The organism is Lacisediminimonas sp., assembly GCF_030645335.1.
Classification (GTDB): Bacteria; Pseudomonadota; Gammaproteobacteria; order Burkholderiales; family Burkholderiaceae_D; genus Lacisediminimonas.
Map to the genome: position 1 here is coordinate 1 of NZ_JAUSNH010000246.1, position 8,478 is coordinate 8,478.

8 protein-coding genes are annotated in these 8,478 nt (G+C 61.3%); 3 read left to right on the top strand and 5 right to left on the bottom strand.

The genetic code is table 11. The features are described from left to right. Positions 1 to 65 precede the first annotated feature (65 nt). Positions 66 to 2,315, bottom strand: a complete 2,250-nt coding sequence (locus tag Q7T64_RS17000; protein WP_304798162.1) for a bifunctional (p)ppGpp synthetase/guanosine-3',5'-bis(diphosphate) 3'-pyrophosphohydrolase — start codon at positions 2,313 to 2,315, stop codon at positions 66 to 68. Between the two features lie 37 nt (positions 2,316 to 2,352). After that, complete coding sequence (locus Q7T64_RS17005; protein WP_304798164.1) at positions 2,353 to 3,219, bottom strand: alpha/beta fold hydrolase; 867 nt, start codon at positions 3,217 to 3,219, stop codon at positions 2,353 to 2,355. Between the two features lie 145 nt (positions 3,220 to 3,364). Between Q7T64_RS17005 and Q7T64_RS17010 the strand changes: the two genes are divergently transcribed. After that, on the top strand, positions 3,365 to 4,159 hold the full coding sequence (locus Q7T64_RS17010) for a 3-hydroxybutyrate dehydrogenase (RefSeq protein WP_304798166.1): 795 nt from the start codon (positions 3,365 to 3,367) through the stop codon (positions 4,157 to 4,159). Between the two features lie 119 nt (positions 4,160 to 4,278). On the opposite strand, the gene Q7T64_RS17015 is transcribed toward Q7T64_RS17010, so the two are convergent. Further along, positions 4,279 to 4,932 carry a CoA transferase subunit B gene (locus tag Q7T64_RS17015; protein WP_304798167.1) on the bottom strand — a complete coding sequence of 218 codons (654 nt, stop codon included), beginning with the start codon at positions 4,930 to 4,932 and terminating at the stop codon, positions 4,279 to 4,281. A 35-nt stretch (positions 4,933 to 4,967) separates the two neighbouring features. Then, the gene (locus Q7T64_RS17020; RefSeq protein WP_304798169.1) at positions 4,968 to 5,666 is read right to left on the bottom strand and encodes a CoA transferase subunit A; all 699 of its coding nucleotides are present in this window, start codon (positions 5,664 to 5,666) and stop codon (positions 4,968 to 4,970) included. Positions 5,667 to 5,859: 193 nt separating this feature from the next. Between Q7T64_RS17020 and Q7T64_RS17025 the strand changes: the two genes are divergently transcribed. Beyond that, positions 5,860 to 6,474 (top strand): LuxR C-terminal-related transcriptional regulator, encoded by a 615-nt coding sequence (locus Q7T64_RS17025; protein ID WP_304798171.1) that lies wholly within the window; start codon positions 5,860 to 5,862, stop codon positions 6,472 to 6,474. 4 nt (positions 6,475 to 6,478) lie between these two features. On the opposite strand, the gene Q7T64_RS17030 is transcribed toward Q7T64_RS17025, so the two are convergent. Next, complete coding sequence (locus Q7T64_RS17030; RefSeq protein ID WP_304798173.1) at positions 6,479 to 7,255, bottom strand: SDR family oxidoreductase; 777 nt, start codon at positions 7,253 to 7,255, stop codon at positions 6,479 to 6,481. Between the two features lie 167 nt (positions 7,256 to 7,422). On the opposite strand from Q7T64_RS17030, the gene Q7T64_RS17035 reads away from it, so the two are divergent. Beyond that, positions 7,423 to 8,478, top strand: a 1,056-nt coding sequence (locus Q7T64_RS17035; RefSeq protein WP_304798175.1) for an NAD(P)/FAD-dependent oxidoreductase, incomplete at its 3' end; no start/stop codon positions are given.

Sequence of the window (8,478 nt, forward strand, 5' to 3'; positions counted from 1 at the left end):
CGAAATTATAGCGGCCTTTCATTGGACGTGCCAGCATTTTGTTTCCATTCGGCCCGATCGCGCCGCTATTGTCGTCGGGCTTCGAATACGCCGTTCACATCCTTGATCGTCGACAGCGCCTTCTGCAATTGCGCCGTTGAACTGATCTCCGCCGTGAAAGCCATGCGTGCCTGGCCCTTGGCGCTTTGCGTGCTCACGCCGATCACGTTGATTTTTTCCCGCAGGAATATTTCGGAAATGTCGCGCAGCAGGCCCTGGCGGTCGCCGGCCAGCACGAAGATGTCGACCGGATACACCGTTTCGCTGCCCGAGGCGCCCCACTCGCTGTCGATTACGCGCTCGGGCGCGTGCTGTTTCATTTCGGCGAAGTTCTTGCAACTTGCGCGATGGATCGACACGCCTTTGCCGCGCGTGACAAAGCCAACGATAGGGTCTGGCGGCGCCGGCTTGCAGCAACGCGCCAGTTGCGTCAGCAAGCCTTCGGTACCGACTACCAGCACGCCAGATTTCGCCCCTTGCACGACACTCGATGCGCGGCTCTTGCGCGCCACCACGGCATCGTCCGGGTTGACTTCCTTGACAACTTCGTCGTGCAGTGCGTGCTCGACATGCCGCAGGCTGAACTGGTCTTTTGCCACGGCGTGGTACAGATCGTCGACTTTGGGGAAGCCGAGCTTGTGCGCAAGCTCATCGAGGTTGACCGCAGTGCGGCCTTCGCGCTGCAGCGTCTTGTCGATCAGTGCGCGGCCGGCTGACAGCGTCTCCTGCTGCTCGATCGCATTGAACCAGGCGCGGATCTTCGAGCGTGTGCGCGCGCTCGCCGCGAAGCCGGTGCTGAGCCAGTCGCGTGACGGGCCGGCGGCGCCGGATGCGGCCTGCTCGCCCTTGGCGGTGATGATCTCGACCGTCTGTCCGTTCTTGAGCGGCGTGTTCAGCGGCACCATCACGCCGTCGACACGCGCGCCACGGCAGCGATGCCCGACATCGCTGTGCAGGTGATAGGCGAAATCGATCGGCGTTGCACCCGCCGGCAATTCAATCACCCGGGCCTGTGGCGTGAGTACGTAGATGTGCTCGTCCAGGGTCGCGGACTTGAGCTTCTCCACCCATTGGGCCTGCAGCTCGTCGGTGCCGACCACGGTATCGACGACCTCGCTTTTCCAGGCCAGCAACTGCCGCAGCCAGGCAATTTTTTCGTCGTACTTCTGCGCTTGCGAGGTCGAGCTGGGGTTGGCGCTCTCCTTGTAGCGCCAGTGCGCCGCCACACCGTATTCGGCGAAGTGATGCATTTCCCGGGTCCGCACCTGGACTTCGAGCGCGCGTGTGTCGTCGCCGACCACCACGGTATGCAGCGACTGGTAGCCGTTGGCCTTTGGCCGCGAGATGTAGTCGTCGAATTCGTCGGGTATTGGCGTCCAGATGTTGTGGACGATGCCCAGCACCGCATAACAACTGCGCACATCGTCGACGATCACGCGGAACGCCCGCACGTCGTACAGTTCGGAAAAGTCGAGCGACTTGCCGCGCATTTTCGACCAGATGCTGTAGATGTGCTTTGGGCGACCATACACATCGGCCTTGATTCCGGCCTGGGCGAGTTCGGTCTTCAGGCGCAGGATGGCGCTGGCGACGAAGGCTTCCCGCTCCACCCGCTTTTCTTCCAGCATGTTGGCAATGCGCTTGTACGATTCCGGTTCCATGAAACGGAAGGACAGGTCTTCCAGCTCCCACTTCAGTTGCCAGACGCCGAGCCGATTCGCCAGCGGCGTGTACAGGTCGAAGGTTTCATGCGCATATTTTTCGGTGCGCGCGTCCTGCATTTTGTTTTCCGCAAAGAAGCGCAGCGTGGTCAGCCGCGACGCCAGCCGGATCAATACCGCACGCATGTCGGAAGCCATCGCCAGCAGCATCTTGCGCAAGGCTTCGACCTGGGCGGAGGCGATTTCGGGCGCACCGCGGCTGCGGGCGATCTCCTGCTGTGCAAAGGTCATTTCATGCAGCCGCATCAGGCGCTGGATGCCGCCGACGAAATCGGACATTTCACGGCCGAAGCGCTTTTCGATGGTGTCCAGCGCCTTGGGGTCGAACACATGCAGCTCGAACAGCAATGCCGCGATCCGGGTGTCGGCGTCGGACGACAGTTGCGCCAGCACCGACGCCACCTGTTGCGCAAATTCCATCGCGTCCTGCCCGGTGCGCAGCAGCTTGCCGGAATAGACCGGACGCACGAAGTCGAGCGCGTCCATGATCCGCGCAGCATCGGCGGCCGACATGCCTGCGCTCAGTTGCGATTGTTCAGTTGCAATGGAAACCATTCGTCTCTTTATATCGCGGCCCGGTCGGGCCACTGTTTTATTCCTTCAGAAACCCAGCCACCGCTTCGATCTGGTCCGCATGCAGCAAGGTGGGCGCATGGCCGATGCCGGCAAATTCAAGCAGGCGGGCCCGTGGCCCGCGCTGGGTCATTTTCTGCGCAGTCTCCACACTGAGCAGGTCGGATTGCTGTCCGCGCAGCAGCAAGGTCGGACAGGTGATCGCATCGTAGGCGGCCCACAGCGCCGCTTCCGATTTGACTGCAATTTCGGGCGTAATGCCCTTGACCGATTCAGCCACGCCCAAATCGTAATTGCGGGTCCACATGCCGTTTTCATCCTGTCGCAATACATCGGTCGCCAGCTTGCGCCATTGGTCCTCGGTATGCGGGCCGAATGGCGCCGATATCATCCGTACGTAATTGATTGCATCTTCCAGCTGTTCGAACCGGATCGGCTGGCCGATGTATTCGCCGATACGCGCCAACGCCCCCGGGTTGACCAGCGGCCCGACGTCATTGATCACCAGCCTTGCAATCGGCGTGCCCGGCAAAGATGCGAGCGCCATGCCGATCAGCCCGCCCATCGAGGTGCCAACCCATGCGAGCTGTTCGACATTGAGCCGTGCGACCAGCGTCACCATGTCGGCGACGTACTGCGGTATCTGGTAATGCGCCGGATTGCGCAAGCGGTCTGAGCGCCCGCGCCCGGCCACGTCCGGACAGATCACGCGGAAATCCTTGCACAAGACTTGGGCAAGCGCATCAAAATCGTCCGATACCCGCGTCACGCCGTGCACGCAGACCACCACATCCGGATTGTCGGCACGGCCCCATTCCTTGTAGGTCATCCGATGCAGGCCGGACGGCGACAGACACTGGACGACATGGCGGGTGGCATTGTTCATTGGGCAGATGGCAGCACTGGTAAAACTACGGTTGGGCTAACCCGCCATTTTACCGTGCTTGGCTTTAAAATCCGGGTAGCGCTCGATGTCAGCCTGGGCAGCGCCCAGGCACACAAACCACAACAACTCCAAGGCAAGGCTCAACATGCAAAACAAGTCACTCAAGGGCAAGACTGCCCTGGTCACCGGCTCCACCTCCGGCATCGGTCTTGGCATAGCCCGTGCGCTGGCGGCGGAAGGCGCCAATATCGTTTTCAACGGCTTTGGCGATGCCGCCGAGATCGCTGCACTGCAAGCGGCCGTTGCCACCGAGTTTGGCGCAAAAACGTTCTACCACGGTGCGGACATGTCAAAACCGGAGCAGATTGCCGACATGATGGCGGCTGCCGCACGCGAATTCGGCCGGGTCGATATCCTGGTCAACAATGCCGGCATACAGCACGTCGCCAATATCGAAGACTTCCCGATCGAGAAATGGGACGCGATCATCGCCATCAACCTGAGCTCCGCCTTCCACACCACACGCCTGGCCTTGCCGGCGATGAAGGCTGCCAACTGGGGCCGCATCATCAACATCGCCTCGGTCCATGGCCTGGTGGCGTCGACGCAAAAATCGGCCTATGTGGCAGCCAAGCACGGCATCATCGGCTTTACCAAGGTCACGGCCCTGGAAACTGCGCAGACCGGCGTTACCTGCAATGCGATATGCCCGGGCTGGGTGCTGACACCGCTGGTACAGAAACAGGTCGACACGCGCGCCGCAACCGGCGGGATTTCAAATGAGGAGGCAAAGAAGGATTTGCTGGCGGAGAAGCAGCCGTCGGGCGAATTCGTCACGCCCGAACAATTGGGTGCGCTGGCTGTCTTCATGTGCAGCGAGACTGCCAGCCAGGTGCGCGGCGTGGCGTGGAACATGGATGGCGGCTGGGTAGCCCAGTAAGCAGCAACAGCAGCGAAAACTGGCGGAGAAGCCGGATCCCCGCCGCTGGCATGCGGCATGACCCGAAACGAAACCGGGGCCTGCATGGCCCCGGTTTCGTCAGTCCACCACCACCGCTTTCAGCTCACTGCGCTGGTATCCAGCGGTGCTTCCGTCTTGGCGACGATTTCTTCCTTGGTCACTCCGGGCGCCAGTTCAAGCAGCTTCAGGCCCTGCTCCGTCACATCAATGACGCCGAGGTCGGTGATGATGCGGTCGATCACCCGCACGCCGGTCAGCGGCAGGTTGCATTGCTTGAGTATCTTGAATGAGGTCGAACCATCCTTGTTGCGGGCAACGTGCTCCATCAGCACCACGACCCGCTTGACCCCGGCGACCAGGTCCATCGCGCCGCCCATGCCCTTGACCATCTTGCCCGGAATCATCCAGTTGGCGAGATCGCCGTATTCCGAAACCTGCATCGCGCCGAGAATGGCGATGTTGATCTTGCCGCCGCGAATCATCGCAAACGAATCCGCCGAGCTGAAATACGATGCGCCGGGCAAAGCCGTCACGGTCTGTTTGCCGGCGTTGATCAGGTCCGGATCAACGGCGTCGTCGGTCGGGAACGGTCCAATGCCCAGCAAGCCGTTTTCGGATTGCAGCCAGACTTCAATGTCGGTGGGGACGTAATTCGCCACCATGGTCGGCAAGCCGATGCCCAGGTTCACATAAAAACCGTCCTGCAATTCCTGCGCCGCCCGGGCGGCCATTTCTTCACGCGTCCATGCCATGTCTTTTCTCCGATTTTCTGTGGTTCGCCGTCGGCTCAGTTCGGGCGTACGGTGCGCTGCTCGATCCGCTTTTCCGGATTCGCATTGAGCACGATGCGGTGAACGAAAATGCCGGGAGTGTGTACATGGTCCGGGTCGATTTCACCCACCTCGACCAGCTTCTCGACTTCGACGATGGTGATCTTGCCCGACATCGCGACGTTGGGATTGAAGTTGCGCGAAGTCTTGTTGTAGACCAGGTTGCCGGATTTGTCGGCCATCCAGGCCTTGACCAGCGCCACATCGGCCACCAGCGATCGCTCCAGCACGTACTGTTCGCCGTCGAATTCGCGCACATCCTTGCCGTCGGCGACGATGGTGCCCACGCCAGTCTTGGTGAAGAAAGCGGGAATGCCGGCGCCGCCGGCGCGCAGCTTCTCGGCCAGCGTGCCCTGCGGCGTGAATTCCAGCTCCAGTTCACCAGCCAGGTACTGGCGCTCGAATTCCTTGTTTTCACCGACGTAGGAAGCAATCATTTTCCGGATCTGGCGGGTACCGAGCAACAGGCCAAGGCCGAAACCGTCGACGCCGGCATTGTTGGAGATGGCAGTCAGGTTCCTGACGCCGGAATCCCGCACCGCAGCGATCAGCGCTTCGGGGATGCCGCACAGGCCAAAACCACCCACCGCGATTGTTTGCCCGTCCTTGACGACACCGGCGATTGCACTGGCGGCGTCGGGGTAAACTTTCTTCATACCAAGCCTCTTATTTGTGTAAAGTATCGACCAGCCCGGCGTCTCTGGCCAGGCAAACAGCAGCATAGTTTGCGCCCTGCAGCAGCACAATACCGTAGAAGTACGGAAGGCCGATTTTAATGCAAGCGTACACGCACCCCGCTATCCCTCTCCATCTGCCCCGCCGTCCGGCATTGCGCCGCATCTCACGGACATGAACGCCGTGCACGTTATCGATTTCGAAAGTATTTTCCGCAACGCACCGATCGGCATGTGCGTGTCGGAAAACCGTGTGATCCAGGCCAGCAACCTGTTCCTGGCCAACATGTTCGGTTATCCGGCCGAGTCCCTCTGTGGCCTGTCTTTTTCGGTGCTCTACCCTTCTACCGACGAATTCGAACGCACCGGCGCGCGCATCGTGCCGATCATGAATGCGCTTGGACACTACTCCGACGAGCGGATCATGAAACGCGCAAATGGCGAGCTGTTCTGGTGCCACGTGACCGGGAAGTCGATGATAAGGACGGAGGTCCACGCCGCCGGCATCTGGACTTTCGAAGATCTGAGCGCCAAGCGTCCGGTCACGGCGGCACTGCCGCCGCGCGAACGCGAAATCGCCGCGCTGCTGGTGGAAGGCAAGACCAGCAAGCAGATCGGCCGCCAGGTCGGCCTGTCGCCCCGCACGGTCGAGATGCACCGCGCCAAGCTGATGCGCAAATTCTGCGCAGCGACCTCAAGCGAACTGGTGAACCGGCTGCTCGGTGTTGCGCGCGGGCCGGCGCCGATCACAGGCGCGACATCGGACACGGCCGCAGTGTCCGAGGCCTGACCGGTCAGTAGGCCGACATGCCGTCGTCGGCGGTCATGATCGCCCCATTGATGAAGCGCGATTCATCGCCCGCCAGCAGCAGCAACAAGCCGTCCAGGTCCTCCGGCTTGCCAACGCGCTTGCGCGGCAGCATGTTGATCAGTGCCTGCCCTTGCTCGCTGGCAAAGTGATCATGATTGATCTCGGTCTCGATATAGCCGGGGCAGATCGCATTGACGTTGATGCCGTAGCGACCCCATTCGACCGCCATCGACTTGGTCATGTGCACCACACCGGCCTTGCTCATGCAATAGACACCGATCTGCGGCAGCACCTTCAGACCGGCAACCGACGCAATGTTGATGATCCGATGCTGCTTGTTAGGCTCGCCCTTGGCGCGGGTAATCATGCGCTTGGCGGTCTCCTGGGCGACGAAAAACGCACCGCGCAGGTTGGTGTCCATCACGAAGGCATAGTCATCCGGCGTGACATCGACCAGCCGGCGGGTGTTGGATACACCGGAATTGTTGACCAGGATATCGATCGGACCCGCTTCGGTCTCGGCATGGGCGATGGCCGCCTTGATACTGGCGTAGTCCGTCACGTCCAGGCTGACCACATGGGCAGCACCGCCGTCGGACTCGATCTCGGCCCGCAATTCCTTCAGGCGCTCCTGCCGGCGGGCAGCCAGCACGACCTGCGCACCGGCCTGTGCCAGCACTTTCGCAAAGCGCGCACCCAGACCGCTGGAAGCGCCGGTCACCAGCGCGATCTTGCCTTCAAAATTGACTTCTATTGCCACGGAATGTCTCCTGTATGGCCCCGCATGCTGCGATCGGGCGCAGCAGGCAAGGCGATGATTACATGAAGCCGGCGGCCTGGGCACCGGCCTCGTCTAGCATTCTCGCTCAAAATCCCTGACAATTCGACCACTCGTCAAAACAATCAGATCACCGAGATTCCATCCCCATGACCACCAGCGCAGAACTGCTCGAACAATACGGCCCCCGCGAAGCAATGGAGTACGACGTCGTCATCGTCGGCGGCGGGCCCGCTGGCCTGGCCGCGGCGATCAGGCTCAAGCAGCTGGCAGCGGACAAGGGCAGCGAGGTGAATGTCTGCGTGCTCGAAAAAGGCGGCGAGCTGGGCGCGCACATCCTGTCCGGCGCGGTGATGGACCCGCGTGCGATGAATGAACTGTTCCCGGACTGGAAGGCGCTGGGCGCGCCATTGGATACGCCAGTCTCGGAAGACCGCTTCCTGTTCCTGACCGAAACAAAAGCATTCAAGACACCAGGCTGGATGCTGCCGGGCTGCTTCCAGAACCATGGTAACTATGTGGTTTCACTGGCCAATGTGGTGCGCTGGCTGGGACAGCAGGCCGAATCCCTTGGCGTTGAAATATTCCCGGGCTTTCCGGCAGCGGAAATACTGTATGCCGAGGATGGCGCGGTAAAAGGCGTGGCGACCGGCAACATGGGCGTGGACCGCGAAGGCAATCCAACTGACGCCTTCCAGCTTGGCATGGAGCTGCACGCGAAGTACACGCTGTTTGCCGAAGGCGCGCGCGGCCACCTGGGCCGCCAGCTGACAAGCAAGTTCGACCTGGCCCGCGGCCGCGATCCACAGACCTACGGCATCGGCATCAAGGAACTATGGGAAATCGATCCGGCGCGCCACCAGCCGGGCCTGGTGATCCATACCGCGGGCTGGCCGCTGGACTCGGACACCTATGGCGGCTCCTTCCTCTACCACATGGACAACAACCAGGTCGCTGTCGGCTATGTGGTCGGCCTGGGTTACGAGAATCCCTACCTGTCGCCGTATGAAGAGTTCCAGCGTTACAAGACCCATGCAGCGATCCGGCCGTTCTTTGAAGGCGCCAAGCGGATTTCCTATGGCGCGCGCGCGATCGTCGCCGGCGGCCTGCAGTCGCTGCCCAAACTGACTTTCCCTGGCGGTGCGCTGCTCGGTTGTGACGCCGGCTTCCTGAATGCCAGCCGCATCAAGGGCAGCCATGCCGCA